This window comes from Mycobacterium sp. SMC-18 (assembly GCF_045310895.1).
Taxonomy (GTDB): Bacteria; Actinomycetota; Actinomycetes; order Mycobacteriales; family Mycobacteriaceae; genus Mycobacterium.
Genome location: NZ_JBJIAL010000030.1, coordinates 49,209 through 65,776 on the forward strand (window position 1 = coordinate 49,209; position 16,568 = coordinate 65,776).

Annotated in this window: 14 protein-coding genes and 1 pseudogene; 5 read left to right on the plus strand and 10 right to left on the minus strand. The window is 68.2% G+C overall.

What is annotated here, in order from left to right; genetic code table 11:
- The 5 genes from ACJH6J_RS21955 to ACJH6J_RS21975 form a co-directional block, all read right to left on the minus strand.
- The gene (locus tag ACJH6J_RS21955) at nt 1–1,041 is read right to left on the minus strand and encodes a hypothetical protein (RefSeq protein WP_212814098.1); all 1,041 of its coding nucleotides are present in this window, start codon (nt 1,039–1,041) and stop codon (nt 1–3) included.
- Entirely contained in the window at nt 1,038–2,330 is a 1,293-nt protein-coding gene (locus ACJH6J_RS21960; RefSeq protein WP_212814095.1) for a hypothetical protein, read from the minus strand. Before ACJH6J_RS21960 ends, ACJH6J_RS21955 begins: the two co-directional genes overlap by 4 nt.
- Entirely contained in the window at nt 2,330–3,532 is a 1,203-nt protein-coding gene (locus tag ACJH6J_RS21965) for a CHAT domain-containing protein (RefSeq protein WP_371824552.1), read from the minus strand. The genes ACJH6J_RS21960 and ACJH6J_RS21965 overlap by 1 nt, the downstream gene beginning before the upstream one ends.
- A complete protein-coding gene (locus tag ACJH6J_RS21970; protein WP_212814089.1) occupies nt 3,514–5,238 on the minus strand; it encodes a hypothetical protein in 1,725 nt (574 codons plus the stop codon). Before ACJH6J_RS21970 ends, ACJH6J_RS21965 begins: the two co-directional genes overlap by 19 nt.
- 66 nt (nt 5,239–5,304) lie before the next feature.
- Nucleotides 5,305–5,793 carry a lipoprotein LpqH gene (locus ACJH6J_RS21975; protein WP_371824553.1) on the minus strand — a complete coding sequence of 163 codons (489 nt, stop codon included), beginning with the start codon at nt 5,791–5,793 and terminating at the stop codon, nt 5,305–5,307.
- 112 nt (nt 5,794–5,905) lie between these two features.
- On the opposite strand from ACJH6J_RS21975, the gene ACJH6J_RS21980 reads away from it, so the two are divergent.
- Together ACJH6J_RS21980 and ACJH6J_RS21985 are read left to right on the plus strand one after the other, a co-directional pair.
- Entirely contained in the window at nt 5,906–6,193 is a 288-nt protein-coding gene (locus tag ACJH6J_RS21980; protein ID WP_212814087.1) for a hypothetical protein, read from the plus strand.
- A gap of 1 nt (nt 6,194) precedes the next feature.
- Nucleotides 6,195–7,373: a winged helix DNA-binding domain-containing protein gene (locus ACJH6J_RS21985; protein WP_212814085.1), complete on the plus strand. Its 1,179-nt coding sequence runs from the start codon at nt 6,195–6,197 to the stop codon at nt 7,371–7,373.
- Here ACJH6J_RS21985 and ACJH6J_RS21990 read toward each other — a convergent pair.
- Both ACJH6J_RS21990 and uvrA read right to left on the minus strand, forming a co-directional pair.
- Nucleotides 7,370–7,864, minus strand: coding sequence for a hypothetical protein (locus ACJH6J_RS21990; RefSeq protein ID WP_212814083.1), 495 nt, complete (start codon nt 7,862–7,864; stop codon nt 7,370–7,372). The two genes, ACJH6J_RS21985 and ACJH6J_RS21990, sit on opposite strands and share 4 nt — an antisense overlap.
- 74 nt (nt 7,865–7,938) lie before the next feature.
- A complete protein-coding gene (gene uvrA / locus ACJH6J_RS21995) occupies nt 7,939–10,839 on the minus strand; it encodes an excinuclease ABC subunit UvrA (RefSeq protein WP_212814080.1) in 2,901 nt (966 codons plus the stop codon).
- An 86-nt stretch (nt 10,840–10,925) separates the two neighbouring features.
- Between uvrA and ACJH6J_RS22000 the strand changes: the two genes are divergently transcribed.
- A complete protein-coding gene (locus ACJH6J_RS22000; protein ID WP_212814078.1) occupies nt 10,926–11,600 on the plus strand; it encodes an MBL fold metallo-hydrolase in 675 nt (224 codons plus the stop codon).
- A 12-nt stretch (nt 11,601–11,612) separates the two neighbouring features.
- Here ACJH6J_RS22000 and ACJH6J_RS22005 read toward each other — a convergent pair whose 3' ends face one another.
- From ACJH6J_RS22005 to ACJH6J_RS22015, 3 genes are all read right to left on the minus strand, one after another.
- On the minus strand, nt 11,613–12,401 hold the full coding sequence (locus ACJH6J_RS22005; RefSeq protein ID WP_256445387.1) for a MarP family serine protease: 789 nt from the start codon (nt 12,399–12,401) through the stop codon (nt 11,613–11,615).
- A gap of 72 nt (nt 12,402–12,473) precedes the next feature.
- Nucleotides 12,474–12,917 carry a universal stress protein gene (locus ACJH6J_RS22010; protein ID WP_406802540.1) on the minus strand — a complete coding sequence of 148 codons (444 nt, stop codon included), beginning with the start codon at nt 12,915–12,917 and terminating at the stop codon, nt 12,474–12,476.
- A gap of 240 nt (nt 12,918–13,157) precedes the next feature.
- Nucleotides 13,158–14,018, minus strand: coding sequence for an acyl-CoA thioesterase (locus ACJH6J_RS22015; RefSeq protein ID WP_406802539.1), 861 nt, complete (start codon nt 14,016–14,018; stop codon nt 13,158–13,160).
- Nucleotides 14,019–14,155: 137 nt separating this feature from the next.
- Between ACJH6J_RS22015 and ACJH6J_RS22020 the strand changes: the two genes are divergently transcribed.
- The gene (locus ACJH6J_RS22020; RefSeq protein WP_406802538.1) at nt 14,156–16,033 is read left to right on the plus strand and encodes a DUF222 domain-containing protein; all 1,878 of its coding nucleotides are present in this window, start codon (nt 14,156–14,158) and stop codon (nt 16,031–16,033) included.
- Nucleotides 16,034–16,296: 263 nt separating this feature from the next.
- A pseudogene (locus ACJH6J_RS22025) lies at nt 16,297–16,568 on the plus strand (hypothetical protein); the annotation flags it as partial.

The window sequence follows — 16,568 nt, forward strand, 5'->3', positions numbered from 1 at the left end:
CTAGTAGTCGGCTTCGGCGGCCAGGATCTCGGCGAGGAACGCGTCGGCACCGGGCGCCGCCAGCCGGGCCCGCACGTAGCGCCGGACCCGGTCCCGAACCGCTGCCGTCTCGCCGGTCCCGGCACCCACCGTCACGGCGGTGTCCGTCCAATCGTGGCCCCACGCTTGGTTTTCGGTGGCCGACAGCGGCACGGTCGCGTTTCCGTCGATGTCGAGCGTGCCGCCGCCGCCGATCGAACCCGAGTCCAGCCGCACCGGGATGCCGTCCGCGGGACCGATGGTGGCCACGCGGATGTCGGCGACCACCGCACCGTCACGGGCCCACACGGACCAGTCGATGGTGTGCTCGGCAGCGTCGAACGTCCGCGGTGGCACTGCGGTCCACGAGACCGACGCGATGCCGTCGGCGATGGCCCCGTCGCCGACGGCACCGGGTTGCCCGGCGGCGAGCGCATAGTCGTCCTGCCGCGGTGGCCCCTGGGCCGCAAGGACTTCCGACCAGTCCCCCAGTCCGGCATCGTCGGCGAGGTCGACACAGCTGCGGACGAGGCCGAGAATCCGGGGGTCCCCGGATGCCGCCGTACTCGCCAACGCCTGTCGGTGCGGCGCCAGCAGCCCGGCGATGTCCGAATCCAGGGTGTCCTCGGTGAAGTAGTCCTGCAGCGCCGCCGTCGACAGCGCCACCTCGGCGTCCAGCACCGCGGGGTCCAGTGGGTTGATGCCGTCGCGGGCGCTGGCCGGCCACCACCGCCGTAGCCAGTGCCCGACGGCCAGACGGCGAAGTGCGGCAAGGGGTTCGGGTAGCAGCAGCACGTCGGCAGTCTCGGCGGCGGCGACCACCGCGACGTGTCCGGCCTCGCCGACCAGCCGCCACAACCAGTCGGCCGCGGACAGATCGGTGAACGTGATCCGGACCGCCTGCGCCGGATCGTGGATCGTCCAGGCGAGGACCGCACCGCTCACCTCGAGCACCGCCACCTCCGGCGGTGCCGCAACCTCGGATCCCAAAGCCCACAATCCGGAATCGACAGTGAGTTTCATCCTGCCGCCTCCAATTCCAGCATCGCCTTGATGCGCTGGCGATGATCGAGACTGACCGACCGGGCGACCCCGTCCAGCAGTCCGCGCACCTCGCCGGCGTCGTCACAGGGTTCCTGCCAGACGTCACGTCCGTGCAGGCGGGCCCACAGCCGCGAGACATAGGGACGGACGAACGCGCCGAGGTCGTCCACCACCTGCTGCTGCCGCGGGTGCACCGGTCCGCCGTCGGTCAAATAGCGACGGGCGTGCAGCACGTACGCCTCTTTGCGGAGCCGCGCCTGAATCTGGCCCGAAAGGTGGTAGCGCGTCCGGTGATTCACCTCGAGCGGCGCCAGGTCCACCCCGATCTCGATGCCGGCGACGAGCGTGGCCTGGTTGTCCTCGGCCAGTAGCCCCCACGGCGAGGCCGCACGGTCGGCCTCTTCGGCGCACAGGGTCGGCAGGTCGGGCAACTCGTCGCGGTCGAGGGCACGGCGCAGCGTCGCCCGGACCCGGTCGACGATGCTGCGGTCGAGGGGACGTTCGGCGGCGCGGGAGCCGGCGACCGTCGGCTTGGCTTGCGGTGCGGCACCGCACAAACCGATCTGGTCGACCGACCACGGCGCGGCCGGCGCGGCGTCCCGCATCCGGGCGCCGAAGTTGTACGGGGTGCTGTCGGCGATCAGCGTGGTCCAGACCCGTTGCCGCGCAGCATCGGCGTTGTGACCACCGTCCGGGCCGAGCACCGTCGTCAGGCCGGCGAGAAACGGTTCGTACGGCGCGTCACCCGCCCTGACATCGTCCCAGCCGGCATCGAGCTGACGTGACAACGTCTCCAGCACCGCAGGATCGGCGAGGTACTCGTGCAGCCGCTCGACCGCGGTGCGGTCCCGATCGCCGTGCACGTCGCGCAGCGCCTCCACGACGATGCGCGAATCATCCTGTCCTGGAGCGCCTCTGGTCGCGGCCAGTTCGAAACACACCGGGAAGTAGAGCTCTTGGGCATTGCCGGTGGTGATCCGGTCGCGCCGGCGCTGCGCCTTCAACAACGCGAACCACTGTGCCGCGGCCCGCAACTGAACCGCGTGGTCGACGATCACCCGGCGCATCTCGTCGGCGACGTCGGCGGCGACGACGGGCGCGGAGTATTCGGGGTGCGCCCGCAGCCGGAGCACCAACGGATCGATGATGCGCTTCACCGCGCGGCTCAGCGGACCGCCGTCGGGACTGCTCAGCAGTTCGAGACCGGGCCCGATCTCGCGCCACGCGGCGTCAATGACGGCACGACGTGGTTGTGGCCCAACGGTCATCAGCGTGCCCCGTCGACGGAGAAGGTCATCAGCGCGGCCCAGTACACGGGGCTGAGTGTGGCGTCTCCGGTTCGCCAGCGCTGCAGGCAGTCTCGTTGCCAGCGGTTCACGGCACGAGCCGGTGTCGTCGCCTGGTGCGCGGCGTCGACGGCGATGATCGCCTCCGCCATCGGGTCGGCGGCGCCGGCCGTGGCCGTCCGGTATCCGGCGGTGGTGGGCAGCGACCAGAGAGTCGCGGTGACCACCTGTGCGCCACCGAGGATCATCGCCGCGACCAGTCCGGTGGCCTCGTCGAACCGGTAGTCGGCGCCGGATGCGCAGGCCAGCAGCGCGACCCGGGGCGGGATCGGCAATCCCATCACCATGATGTCGGCGGCCGTCAGTGGCTCGGGCTCCGCCAGATGCAGCGCCGCCTGGTCGGCCGAGCCGTCGCGGTCGGGAGCGGCACTGGCATGCCCGACGTACACGAGCCGTGCCGGGCGCAGCGCCAGCTGCTCCGCCAGCCAGTGCCGGTCGGCGTCGCCGCGGCGGAAGAGCTCCACGGGGGTGCTGACCGCCGGGAGGGCCGGCCGCTCGCCGAAGTGCCGGGCCAGCACGGTGTCCGGCGCGGGCCGGCCGAGCACCGAGCCGAGCGCTGAATCCGGCCGCTGGCCGGGCACTTTCGGGTCCAGCACCAGCAGCGGCGGCCCGTCCGCTGGTTGGAGCTGCCTGCGTGGCGCGTTCGCGATGTTGGGCGGCACCGCCAGCAGGAGGTCGGCGACTTCGATCAGGCGCTCGTCGCCAGTTCCGCCGGACTGCGCGAGCAGGCCCCACGGCACCCGGCTCAGGCGGGCGCTCGGCGAGACAAAGAGCACCGGCAGCTCCGGGTCAGCGGTGCACTGCCGCAGCAGATCCCACGCTTCGTCAGGGAGCAGGGCCCCGAGCAGCCGGGCGAGCTCCCGCTCGCGTGCCACAGCAGCGAACGGACCGGTCACCAATGACCGGGTCAATGCCTCGGAAAGTTGTTCCCCGTCAAGCGGATCCGGCAAGGCCTCGGCCAGTGCGGAGGTCACCGCCAGCAGAACATCCTCGGCCACCACCCAGGTGACCAGCCGCTCCGGTGCGCCGACGACCCGGAGGCTGACGTACGTCGCGATACCGATGTCGGCGAAGCGGAGCACCAACGTCGTTGCGGTGTCCTGGGTTACGGGCATGTCGACCACGCCTCCTGGTCCGCGGTGACGGCGCGGCCATAGCGCGTCTGGGCCAGCTCGCGGTAGCGCGCCAGCACCGGCGCACCGTCGGGCTCCATCTGCAGCGGCGGCAGCGGCCCGAGCCGAATGAGACCGGCGGCGCCGACGGCGACCGGGCCCGACGCGACCGACGCCAGTTCGTCGACGTCGAGAACCGGTGCGGCTGTCGTGGTGGCGCGGGCCCACTCCATCGTGGCGCCCGTCGCGGCGTCGACGCTGAATGCCCCTCGGGCGCTGTGGTATTCGATCAGTTCGCCGACCAGCGCCGGATCCTGCGATTCCCAGGCGACCGCGAACGCACCGGCAAGGAGGGGTGCCGCCACCCCGGCAGCCCATCGCGACCGGGCATCGGCGTCGGTGATCGAATAGCGCACCGAGTCGACAGCCAGCGCCGCGGGCAACTTCAGGTCGGCAGCAGCGGCCAGTTTGTCCATGCCGGAACGGTATTGGTCGGTGCCGGGTTCGGTGGACCACGTCCCGAGCCCACCGCGGTAGCGGGCTTCGGCCTGTGCCCAGGTGTCGGCGGGATCACCCGCGGCATCGAAGCCGAGATCCGCCAGTCCCTCGGCACGCCAGACGGTGCCGAGTTGGTCATCCAGCCGGGCGTACTGCAACCAGCTGCTGCGCGGTGAGGAATCCAGGCAGGTCCGGGCCTGATCGATCAGAGCCCGGGCGTCGTCGTAGCGGCCCCGGAAGATGGCGATCCAGCTGCGTTGCAACAAGATGCGGTGCACGTGCAGCGGCTTGCCCAGCTCGCGCCAGTGCCGTTCGGCGTGTCCCCAGCATTCGTCGGCGGCCTGCAGGGCACCGGCGGCCAGTCGGGTGAGTCCGAAGTACAGCCAGCAGCGCGACACCTCGTGGGCCCGCGCCTGGCGAGCGATCTCCGGATACGCGGCGGTGAGCAGCGCCTCCGTACCCTCCTGGTCGCCGGCCAGCCAGCTCACCGCCGCCCGCTCCAATTTCGCTCGGGCCGCGGCCAATTCCCAGCCCCGAGCCTGCGCCCGGGCCTCGGCGCGGCGCAGCCACGGCAACGCCTCGTCCACCTTGCCGGTGTCGATGCAGAACCGTGCGTAGCCGAGCGCCCCGGCGAGCCAGAGGTATTCCCGCTCCGGGGTGGTGGCCGGCGGAGCGATCGCGGCGAGCACGTCCTCCCACAGCGGCACCGAACGGACGTGCAGATCGTCGTCGCAGAGCGCGAGCGCGCACAGGATGCGGGCGTGGGTCAGCAGATAGGTGTGTTCGTCGTCCAGATCGGAGTATGGGGACGGGCCGTCCAGCGCGGTCAGGGACGCGGCCGCCCCTTCGTGGTCGCCGATCGCGGCGGACAGGCCGGTCCGCAGGAAGGTGGCCCGGCGGCGGTAGCGGCTGAGCATGTGATCCGCGTCCTCCGGGGTCATGGTCATCTGCGCCACGATCTCGGCCGGCGCGCGGCCGGCCAGGATCGATGCGTAGATGTCGAGGCAGTCGTCGATACGACGGATGCATTCGCGCACCCCGTCCAGGGCGCTGCGGATCAGATAGATCTCGCCGAGTTGGGCGAAGACCTCGAGCATCTGGTCATCGCGGTCGGCGGCTTCGATGGCGGGCATCAGCGACAGCAGCAGTTCTTTGGCTGTCTGCTCGTCGGCGGCGAACATCAGCGCGCGGGCGCGGGCGAGTTCGCCGGTGATCGACACGGCCGAATCATAGGTCGAGCGGCGGATGCATGGTCTGCACCCGCCGCTCGGGCAGCCCCGGGCATGTCAGCCGCAGGACACCTTGATCTCGAAGTTCTTCGAGATCATCCCCGCCATGGGGTTCTTCATGTCGGCACCGGCGGCCTGCCCGGTGATGGTGTACGTGCTGCCGTCGACCTTGACGTCAGCCGAGCCGGTCTTCATGCCGCCCATCTCCGACACCGCGAGCGCGTTGCCGTCGACCACCAGGCCCAGGGACTGCACCTTCGGCGGCGAAGCGTCCGTCATGACGACGCCGAGGCCCTGCGCGCCACCACCGATGGGTGCGCTGGCAATGTTGATGCTGCCGCCCTGCTTCACGCAGGTCACCGACTTCAGGTCCAGGCCGGCCAGGTCCTGGCCCTCGACCTTGACGACCGTGTTGCCGCCGCCGTTGCTCACCGAACCCGGACCGGACGCCTTCGGGCCGTCCGCCTTGTCGGTGGAGCAGCCGATGAGGGTGGCGCCCACGGCCAGCATGCCGATACCAGCGGCCAGAGTGCGATTGATGTTCATGTCAGAGGGTTTCCCTTCTTCGTTACGCCGCCCCAGTGGCGTCGTCGTGCGGTAAGTACACGCGGGCGCCGCGGCTACCGATCCCAACTTTGTGGCGCGGTACGGTGAAGCCATGGCCGACGAAACCGAGCCCATCGACGCCGAGATCGTGCCATTGGATGCGGCGCCCGCCCCGGTGCCGGTGTCCCCGCCTGTCGATCCGGGCTACACCCCCGACGGTGTCCCGACCTTCGAGTCGGTGCGCGAGAAGATCGAGAACCGGTACGGCACCGCGATCGGCTCGGCCGAGCTGGCCGCGGACACCCCCGAGGGCCGTTCGGTCGAGGAACAGTACGAAGCGCGCCAGAAAGCTGCCGCGGAACGCCTCGAGCAGATCCGTCGCTCGATGCACGACGGCTGACTTGCGTACCTTCACCATCGCCGAGCGCCGCAAACGCTTGGCGCAACGCCATTTCCTGAGCGATTCGGCCTCGAGCCCCGCCGAGGTGACCCGGGCGCTGGTCGGCCTGCACGGCACCGATCCGGCAACTCCGTACCTCTCCCTGTGGGCCCGACTGCCCGGTTTCGTCGTGGACGATCTCGATGCGGCGTTGTACCGGGACCGGCAGTTGGTCAAGCACATGGCCATGCGCCGGACGCTGTGGGTCGTGCACACCGCGGACCTGCCTGCGGTCCAGGCGGCGGCCAGCGACCGCGTGGCCACCACCGAGCGCAAGCGGCTGATCGGTGACATCGAGAAGTCCGGTATCGCGGCCGACGGCGCGGCGTGGCTCGAGCTGGCATCGGCTGCGGTGCGTCAGCACCTGGAAGCGGGTTTGACGGCCGGCACTGCCGCGCTGCGGGCCGCGCTGCCCGAGTTGGCGGGCAGCTGGGATCCGGCGCCCGGAAAGACCTGGGGCGGAAGCACTCCCGTCGCCCCGCGGGTGATGACGGTGCTGTCCGCGCAGGGGCACATCCTGCGCGGCCCCAACGACGGCATGTGGACGACATCGCGGCCGCTGTGGGCCGCGGCGTCGCACTGGCTGGCTGAACCCGTCGTGGCGATGGAGCCTGATGCGGCACGCGACACCTTGCTGCGGACCTGGCTCCGCACGTTCGGGCCGGCCACGGCCACTGACATCAAGTGGTGGTTCGGTCACACACTGACGTGGGCGCGTGACGGACTGCGCTCGATCGACGCGGTGCAGGTCGCCCTCGAGGGTTGCGATGACGCCGGATTCGTCCTACCCGACGATCTCGACGACACTCCCCCGGTTGCACCCAGGGGCGCACTGCTGCCCGGGTTGGACCCGACCGTCATGGGCTGGCAGGTGCGTTCCTGGTATCTCGGCCCGCACGCGGGCCAGTTGTTCGACCGCTCGGGCAACGCCGGTCCCACAGTGTGGTGGGACGGCCGTGTCGTCGGCGCCTGGGGTCAGGACGTCGACGGCCGGGTGCAGCTGCAATACGTCGAAGACGTCGGAGCCGCAGCACGGAAAACGCTGCAGCGCAAGGCATCCGAACTGACAGACTGGCTCGACGGCGTGCGTGTCAAGCCGCGCTTCCCGTCACCGCTGAGCCAGACCTGCGGGACCGGCTAGCGACGAACACATCCGAAGCCCGCTGGGTCGGATATGGTCCATCGGTTGGAGACGCCGCTGTCGTTGACCGTGATTCCGCTCGCGCTCGAGTTCGAATCGATAGTGCCCGTGTAGTGATTCGTCGGTGAATGAGGATTGGGGCGGTCGTAGCGTCCGGCGGTCTGTTCGAAGGCCACCGTGAAGTCCAGCTTGTTGGTTCCGTTGACAATTCCGCCTCGGATGGGCCCTGCCCAATCGAACCCCTGAGAGCTATAGCTGGCGGTGCCGCCGCCATCTTTACCCGCCCAGACGACGTGGATCTGGATGCCGTTGTCCTGCTCGATCACGGAGTCGTGGCCGAAGATCGAATATTGACAGTCGGCGGGGGCGAGCGGCGGCGACGGCGCTGTCGGCGCGAAAGGGGTTGCGGCGGCTGGGCCGGCACCGGCGAGCCAGCCCGCCGCAGCACCGATCATCGTGGCCGTTAGTGCAGCGTGCGTTGACATGGACATCGCGTCTCCTGTCCGATTCGACGCTAGACCGGTCGCAGTCCCGCGGATATAAGGGAAACCCCTATTCCTCCGGGTCAGACACTCACCTTGCGCCGCTTGGCCTTCGGCGGATCCGGCACCACGGCGGGCAACAACTCGGCGAGGAACTGACCGGTGTAGCTGTCCGGAGTCGCCGCGACGTCCTCCGGCGTGCCGGACACCACGACGGTGCCGCCGCCGGCGCCGCCTTCGGGACCCATGTCCACGATCCAGTCCGAGGTCTTGATCACGTCGAGGTTGTGCTCGATGACGATGACCGTGTTGCCCTTGTCGACCAGGCCGTTGATGACCTTGAGCAGCTTGCGGATGTCCTCGAAATGCAGGCCGGTGGTGGGCTCGTCGAGGATGTAGACGGTGCGCCCGGTGGACCGCTTCTGCAGCTCGGCGGCCAGCTTCACGCGCTGCGCCTCACCACCGGACAGCGTCGGGGCCGGCTGGCCCAACCGCACGTAGCCCAGGCCGACGTCGACGAGCGTCTTGAGGTACCGGTGGATCGAGCTGATGGGCTCGAAGAACTCGGTGGCCTCCTCGATGGGCATGTCGAGGACCTCGGAGATGGTCTTGCCCTTGTAGTGCACCTCCAGGGTCTCCCGGTTGTAGCGAGCGCCCTGGCACACCTCGCACGGCACGTACACGTCCGGCAGGAAGTTCATCTCGATCTTGATGGTGCCGTCACCTGAACATGCTTCGCAGCGGCCACCTTTCACGTTGAACGAGAACCGGCCGGGCTGGTAGCCGCGGACCTTCGCCTCGGTGGTCGCCGCGAACAAGGTGCGGATCTTGTCGAACACACCGGTGTAGGTGGCCGGGTTGGACCGCGGCGTGCGGCCGATCGGCGACTGGTCGACCCGCACCAGCTTGTCCAGCTGGTCGAGGCCGTTGATCCGGGTGTGCCGGCCCGGCACCTGGCGGGCGCCGTTGAGCTTGTTGGCCATGACGGTCGCGAGAATGTCGTTGACCAACGTCGACTTGCCGGAGCCCGAGACGCCGGTGACCGACGTGAGCACGCCCAGCGGGAAGGCCACGTCGACCTCTTTGAGGTTGTGCTCGCGTGCGCCGACGACGGTGATCTGCCGCTTGCGGTCGACGGGCCGGCGGATGGCCGGCACCTCGATCTGCTCCCGGCCCGAAAGATACGCGCCGGTAAGCGATTTGGTGTTCTTCAACAGCTCCTTGTAGGTGCCGCTGTGCACGATCTGTCCACCGTGCTCACCGGCCGCGGGACCGATGTCGACGACCCAGTCGGCGTGCGCGATGGTGTCGAGGTCGTGCTCGACGACGATCAGCGTGTTGCCGAGGTCGCGCAGCCGGACCAGGGTGTCGATGAGCCGGCGGTTGTCGCGCTGGTGCAGGCCGATGGACGGCTCGTCGAGCACGTAGAGGACACCGACCAGACCGGAGCCGATCTGCGTGGCCAGCCGGATGCGCTGTGCCTCACCACCGGACAGCGTGCCTGCCGCGCGGGACAGGGTCAGGTAGTCGAGGCCGACGTCGAGCAGGAAGCCCAGCCGCGATTGCACTTCTTTGAGCACCTGGCCGGCGATGGCCTGCTCGCGGGGACCGAGGGTGAGCGCGTTGAGGAACGCCGAGCAGTCCGAGATGGACAGATCACACACCTGCGCAATGGATTTCGCGTCATCGTCCGCGGACAGCGTGACGGCCAGAATCTCGGGCTTGAGGCGGGTGCCGGCGCACTCGGGGCACGGGATGTCCCGCATGAAGCCCTCGTAGCGTTCCTTCATCTGCTCGGATTCGGTCTGCTCCATGCGGCGCTGCAGGAACGCCAGCACGCCTTCGAAGTCGGCATAGTAGGAGCGCGTGCGGCCGTACCGGTTCTTGTACCGGACGTGCACCTGGTGGTCGGAGCCTTCCAGAATGGCCTTGCGCGCCTTGGCCGGAAGCTTCTTCCACGGGGTGTCGATGTCGAAGCCCAGCTCCTCGCCGAGGCCGGCCATCATGCGCGTGAAGTAGTCGGAGTTGTGGCCCATGGACCACGGCGCCACCGCGCCCTCGGCGAGCGTCAGCTCCGGGTCCGGCACGACGAGCTCGGGGTCGACTTCCTTCTTGATGCCCAGACCGGTGCACTCCGGGCAGGCACCGTACGGCGAGTTGAACGAGAACGACCGTGGCTCGAGGTCGTCGACGGCCAGCGGATGCGCGTTGGGGCAGGCCAGCTTCTCCGAGAAGCGCTGCTCACGCTGCGGGTGGTTGTCGTCACGGTCGACGAACTCGAGGACGACGATGCCGTCCGCGAGACCCAGCGCGGTCTCGACCGAATCGGTCAGACGTTGTTTGGCGCTGGCCTTGACGGTGAGCCGGTCGACGACCACCTCGATGTCGTGCTTCTCCTGCTTCTTGAGCTTCGGCGGGTCGGTCAGCGAGTGCACGACGCCGTCGACCCGGACCCGGCTGTAGCCCTGGCCGTTGAGCTTGTCGAAGAGGTCGACGAACTCGCCCTTGCGGGTGCGGACCACGGGCGCGAGCACCTGGAACCGGATGCCCTCGTCCATGGCGAGCACCTGGTCGACGATCTGCTGCGGCGTCTGCCGCGCGATGCGCTCACCACACACCGGGCAGTGCGGGGTACCGGCGCGCGCGTACAGCAGACGCAGGTAGTCGTAGACCTCGGTGATGGTGCCGACGGTTGAACGCGGGTTCCGGTTGGTCGACTTCTGGTCGATGGACACCGCGGGCGACAGGCCCTCGATGAAGTCCACGTCCGGCTTGTCCATCTGGCCCAGGAACTGGCGGGCGTATGCCGACAGCGACTCGACGTAGCGACGCTGCCCCTCGGCGAAGATGGTGTCGAACGCCAGCGAGCTCTTGCCCGAACCCGACAGGCCCGTGAATACGATCAGCGAGTCTCTGGGCAGGTCAAGGTCGATTCCCCGCAGGTTGTGCTCGCGCGCACCTTTGACGATCAGACGGTCCGACACACGTATCCCTTCACCGGTCTGGGCAATCCAGACACCACATCGCCATGCTAGGTGTCCCCACCGACAAGTCCGGATACGGTGGCGTCATGACAGTCGTCAATGACACGTACACCGGCCATGTCGATGCGGGCACCGCGGCCCGTCGCACCCTTCCCGCCGCGACGATCGTCAAGGCGTCGGTCGGACCGATGGACAACAACGCGTACCTCATCACGTGTTCCGCAACCGGAAAAACGCTGCTCATCGACGCCGCGAACGACGGACCGGCGCTCGTCGAGCTGATCAGGTCGCAGGCGCCGGACATCGAACTCATCGTCACCAGCCACCAGCACTTCGACCACTGGCAGGCCCTGGCGGAAGTGGCCGAGGCCACAGGTGCGCCCACCGCCGCGCACGCGCTGGACGCCGAGCCGCTGCCGGTGAAGCCCGACCGCATCCTCACCGACGGCGACACCATCACCATCGGTGACCTGACCTTCGACGTCATCCACCTACAGGGTCACACCGAGGGTTCGGTGGCGCTGGCGCTGCGCGGCGCCGACGGTGAGGTCACCCACCTGTTCACCGGCGACTGCCTGTTTCCCGGCGGCGTCGGCAAGACCTGGCAGGACGGCGACTTCGAGCGGCTGCTCGGCGACGTCACCCGCAAGGTGTTCGACGTCTACCCCGATTCGACGGTCATCTACCCCGGCCACGGCGACGACACCACGCTCGGCACCGAGCGGCCGCATCTCGAGGAGTGGCGGGCGCGCGGCTGGTAGACGCTGGGCTGGTCAGCCCAGGCACTGGCCCGTGGGGACGGGTTGGGTGTTGCCGACCAGTGCCAGCTGGGGGCCGACTTCCTTCGCGGTCAATGCGAAGCTGGTGTCGGGGTCGTCCTGCGCGGCCCCGAAGACGACACCGCGCACCCGGCCGTCCAGGTCGATGAGCGGACCACCCGAATTCCCTTGCTGCACAGCGCCTCTGAGGGCGTACACCTCGCGCGTCACCGTGCCGGTGCGGAAGATGTCCGGTCCCTGGAGCTTGATGACCTCACGGACCCGCACCGGTTTGGCCTCGTACGGGCCGCCGTGCGGGAAGCCGAGCGCGGCGGCGTCGGCACCGCTGACGGCAGGCGCCTCGGAGAACATCAACGGCGCGGTCGGCAGGTCCGGCACTGCGAGGATCGAGATGTCCATGTTCGGGTCGAACGACACCACCTGGCCGTTGTACTTGGTGCCGCCGACCTCGACCGACACTTCGTCGGTCCCCGCGACGCCGTGCGCCGTCGTCATCACGCGCTTGGGTCCCACCACAAACCCGGTGCCCTCCAACCGCTTTCGGCAGCTGTGGGCGATGCCGTGCACTCGCACCACACTCGCCTGCGCGGCAGTCACCGCGGGGTTGTTGGCCACGTTGGGGTCGGGAGGCGCGACGGTCGGGATCGTCGATTCGGTCTCCGACGCGATCGCGGATGTCGTCGCAGGTGTGACGGCGGGGTTCTTGCCCGCGCAGCCGGCGATGAGTGTGGCGGCCAATGACAACGTCACCCATGACGCACGGACGAGACTTCTTCGAGCCATGACCCGAACTTTACGGGCACGAAAAAAACTGAGGCCCCCGGCAGTACGCCGAGGGCCCCAGACAATCGAACTTTACGAGGTGTGGACGATCAGCACGTCGACCTTGGCGCGGCGGGCCACGTTGGCCGGCACCGAGCCCAGCAGGCGGCCGGCGATGGTGCTCAGACCGACGTTACCGACGACCAGCAGGTCAGCGTTGGAACTCTCGGCCAGATCGACCAGGGCGTCGACGGGCGCGCCGACGATGGCCTTCTCCTCGACCTGGGTCGCACCGGCAGCCTCGGCACGGTCGCGGGCCTCACGCAGGATGGCGTAGATCGGCGCATCGCCGTGCACCTTGTAGCCCTCGTCCTTGAGGACATCAGCCGCACGCTGATCATCGGCGTGCGGGAAGTAGGCGGTTGCCACGACCAACTTCGCATTGGCCCCCGCGGCGATCTGGGCAGCGCGCTCCACAGCGCGCAGTGACGAATCCGATCCGTCCGTACCGACGACCACGGTCTGGTAGCCGCTCATCAATGGCCTCCCGTTATCCAGGTTTGTGTATCCGGCGTTCTGTCCGGCATCCCCGCAGACAGTAGCCGCTGAATAGTGGCCATTGGTGCGGTTTCACCACACAAGTTCGCCGGGGACACCGTGAAAAATGTGCTTTACCGGCACCGATGTTAGCGGCAGGCGCCGCAACGAGCTTGCCAATAGTGACCAAACGACTGGGTGTTTCGTCCCGTGAGATGGAACGCATCGGGCCCGAGATCGTTAGCCACGACCGAAATACAGCTCCTGCGTGGCAACGCACACCAGTTGGCCGGCACGGTTGTACATCGTCCCGCTGGCCAGGCCACGGCCCCCGATCCCGCTCGGCGAGGTCTGGTCGGACAACACCCAGTCGCTCAGATCAACCGGCCGGTGAAACCACAGCGCATGGTCGATCAGCGCGGAGAAAGTGTGGGCCGGCAGCGCACCCCGCGGGATCATCGCCGCTTCCAGCATGGTGGTGCCGGTCAGGTACGTCAGCAGTCCGGCGTGCAGGGCCGGGTCGTCGGGGATGGCATCGGTCGGGCGCCACCACATCCGCAGATGCGGTGCCGAATCCGGCGAATCTATGGCCAGCCGCGGGTGCGGGTCGATGTACCGCAGCTCGAACGGCTGGTCACGAACCCAGAAACCGCCTGATTCGTCGGCGTAGTCGGCAAGCTGTTCGGCCATGGTCGGTACCGAAAGTGGTTCTGGCACAGCAGGAATGGTTGCCTGGTAGTCGAGCGCGTCGACCGGGGTGCTGAACGACGCCAGCGCCTCGAGCAGGATCTCGCCGTCCTGAAGGGCCGTGATGCGGCGCGTCGCGAGGGTGCCGCCGTCGCGGGCGGCGTCGACCTGAACCTCGACGGGCTTTCGGGCATCGCCGGCGCGCAGGTAGTAGACGTGGAGGCTGTGCGCGCTGCGTCCCGGTGCGGTCCGGCTCGCCGCCACCAGCACCTGACCGGCGAGATGGCCGCCGGCGATGTGATGGCTGGGGTTGTCGAGCTGGGTGGCCACGAAGTGGTGGTCATCGGTCTGATCCACCAGCAGCGTGCTCACGAGATCAGACAAGGTCGGCGAACTGTACGTCACCTGAGGCATCTTGCCTGAGGTGTTGACACACCCATTTGTCGGTAGCGCTGATCGCCGCGGTAAGTGACGTCACCGTCGAAGATATTTATTCACAAGCTCATCGAATTCTGTTGTGCCGTGTCAGATCGACGAGTAAACTCGAACACATGTTCGAACATGTAGGGATCGGGGCCGGCGGTGTGCTGGTTCACGATGCCTCTGTGGTCGATGCCGTGGTGCATTTCGCGCGGGTGTCGAATGTGGCTGAGTGCGGTAAGTTTCGGGCGATCGCCGATCTGGTGGCGTTGCGTGTCGATGACGAGGATGGCCGGCAGTGGTGGGCCTGTGATGGGTGGGATGCTGCGGTCGCCGAGGTGGGGGCGGCGCTGGGGATCGGGAAGCGTGAAGCGTCGGGGCAGTTGTCGATTGCGGTCGCGTTGCGCTTTCGGTTGCCGCGGGTGGCGGCGGTGTTCGCCGATGGTGGGGTGTCGGCGCGGACGGTCGGGACGATCTGTTGGCGCACCCGTTTGGTGGAGGATCCCAATACGCTGGCGGTGATCGATGTTGCGTTGGCGGGGGCGTTGTCGGAGTGGGCGGGGTTGTCGCGCAAGAAGATTGAACGCAAGATCGATGGTTGGGTGCAGAAGTTCGACCCGGCCGCCGTTTTGAAGGTGCGTTCGGCTGCGCGCCGGCGTGGGGTCGGGGTGGGCAAGCCCGATGATGAGACCGGGGTGGCGTCGATCTGGGGTGCGCTGTTGGCCACCGATGCCGATCTGTTGGATCGGGTGCTGGACGAGATGGCCCGGCAGGTGTGTGAGGACGATCCGCGGACGTTCGGGCAGCGGCGGGCTGACGCGTTGGGGGTGTTGGCGGCTCGTGGGGATCGGTTGGTGTGCCAGTGCGGCAATCCCGATTGCCCGGCCGCTGGGCCTGATGCGCGGGCGGCGGCGGTGATGATTCATGTGCTCACCGATCGGCTGCCGACGCCGGTGGCGGATCCGCTGCTGCACGGGGATCCGGCCGCGCCCCTGACCCCGACTGCGCCTGCACCTGAGCCGGTGCTCACACCCGAACCTGCGCCTGAACCTGCGCCCGAGCCTGAGCACGCACCGGAATCGGTCTTCACCGCCCAACCCGAGCCCGCGCCGGCGGATGACATGGCGCCGATGCCCGCGCCTGCACCGGCGACCGTTTCACGGCCCGCCGAAAACCCGACTCCTGATGATGCCGAACCGGCCGGCGACGCGGCGTCCACCCATGAAGCTCATGCGGCGCACCCGCCGGTCCCGACTTCCGCTCCAACTTCCACCAAACCCCCCGCGCCGGTATGCACCCCGGTCGGTTACGTCCTCGGCGGCGGTGTGGTGCCCCCGGCAGTGCTCGCCGATCTGGTGGCCCGCGGCGCGAAAGTGCGCACCGTCGCCTCGGCTGCGGATCTGGATGAGGTGCCGCGGTACCGGCCGTCGGCGGCGATGGATGAGTTCGTGCGGGTGCGGGCCATGACGTGCATGTTCCCGGGCTGCGATCAGCCCGCCACCGCCTCCGATATCGACCACACCATCCCGTGGCCGGTCGGGCCGACACATCCGGGCAACCTGAGCCCGAAATGCCGCAAACACCACCTACTCAAAACCTTCTACGGCGGGCCCGACGGCTGGAGTGACCGTCAACAGCCTGACGGCACCATTGTGTGGACCGCACCCACCGGCCACACCTACATCAGCGTGCCCGAAAGTCGAATCCTGTTTCCCCGCACGGTCACCGACACCCCACTGCCGAACCCACCACCACAGGACACCGACCTGGACACCACCGCGGCTCCCGGCCGGGGCGTGATGATGCCCATCCGGCGCCGCACCCGCGCCCAGAACCAGGCCCAGCAGATCGCCTACGAACGCGCGCTCAACCAAGCCGACATCGACGAGCGCGAAGCCGCCCAAGAAGCCTTCGCCCGCCAACGTAAAGAACGCCAAGAACGCGAAGCCGCCGAAACCGCGGCGGCCGCTGAATCAGCAGAGCAACAAGACATCCCACCGCCACTGTAAGTGCGGCGTGAATACCCCTGAAAAGGCATGACTTTCAGGGGTATTCAGGCGTGAGCTGCGACGGGGATCAGCGGCTCCATGCTGGCTTCTCAACACCGAAGTTGCCACCGCTGACCACCTCGCGCGGAAGAAATACAGACAACCTTGCCTTCTCCATCGCTAGCGGGAGCGTACCCCCATTGTCGGTCGCTACACTGCACGTCAGGACCTTGTTGCGCGCAGTCGTCTTGATACTGAACCGGCAGAGGACTGGAGGCGGCGTCATGGGTGCCGAAACTGAAGTCACAGACGGACTTTCCTCTGAATTGTCGCGGTTGGCGCGCACCCTGCAGAGCCAACAGGTCATGGATCTCGATTCTGACCGCTTGTTGCTCGAAGTGACCGAAACCGCCACCCAACTGCTGCCCAAGGTCACACATGGCGGAGTGACGCTTGTTGTCAATCGTCGCCGCCGGACTGTCGTGAACCGTCCCGGGTTTCATGCACCCTCAGGTTTCTGTGATCCGGCCGGTCTACCGGTCACGAGTTGGGAATA

What these genes read in the sequence shown, in the direction of transcription:
- ACJH6J_RS22020 (WP_406802538.1), top strand. Translation starts at nt 14,156, where the DNA reads ATGTTCGAACATGTAGGGATCGGGGCCGGCGGTGTGCTGGTTCACGAT.
- ACJH6J_RS21960 (WP_212814095.1), bottom strand. Translation starts at nt 2,330, where the DNA reads ATGACCGTTGGGCCACAACCACGTCGTGCCGTCATTGACGCCGCGTGG.
- ACJH6J_RS22015 (WP_406802539.1), bottom strand. Translation starts at nt 14,018, where the DNA reads ATGCCTCAGGTGACGTACAGTTCGCCGACCTTGTCTGATCTCGTGAGC.
- ACJH6J_RS22010 (WP_406802540.1), bottom strand. Translation starts at nt 12,917, where the DNA reads ATGAGCGGCTACCAGACCGTGGTCGTCGGTACGGACGGATCGGATTCG.
- ACJH6J_RS21990 (WP_212814083.1), bottom strand. Translation starts at nt 7,864, where the DNA reads ATGTCCATGTCAACGCACGCTGCACTAACGGCCACGATGATCGGTGCT.
- ACJH6J_RS21975 (WP_371824553.1), bottom strand. Translation starts at nt 5,793, where the DNA reads ATGAACATCAATCGCACTCTGGCCGCTGGTATCGGCATGCTGGCCGTG.
- ACJH6J_RS22000 (WP_212814078.1), top strand. Translation starts at nt 10,926, where the DNA reads ATGACAGTCGTCAATGACACGTACACCGGCCATGTCGATGCGGGCACC.
- ACJH6J_RS22005 (WP_256445387.1), bottom strand. Translation starts at nt 12,401, where the DNA reads ATGGCTCGAAGAAGTCTCGTCCGTGCGTCATGGGTGACGTTGTCATTG.
- ACJH6J_RS21955 (WP_212814098.1), bottom strand. Translation starts at nt 1,041, where the DNA reads ATGAAACTCACTGTCGATTCCGGATTGTGGGCTTTGGGATCCGAGGTT.
- ACJH6J_RS21980 (WP_212814087.1), top strand. Translation starts at nt 5,906, where the DNA reads ATGGCCGACGAAACCGAGCCCATCGACGCCGAGATCGTGCCATTGGAT.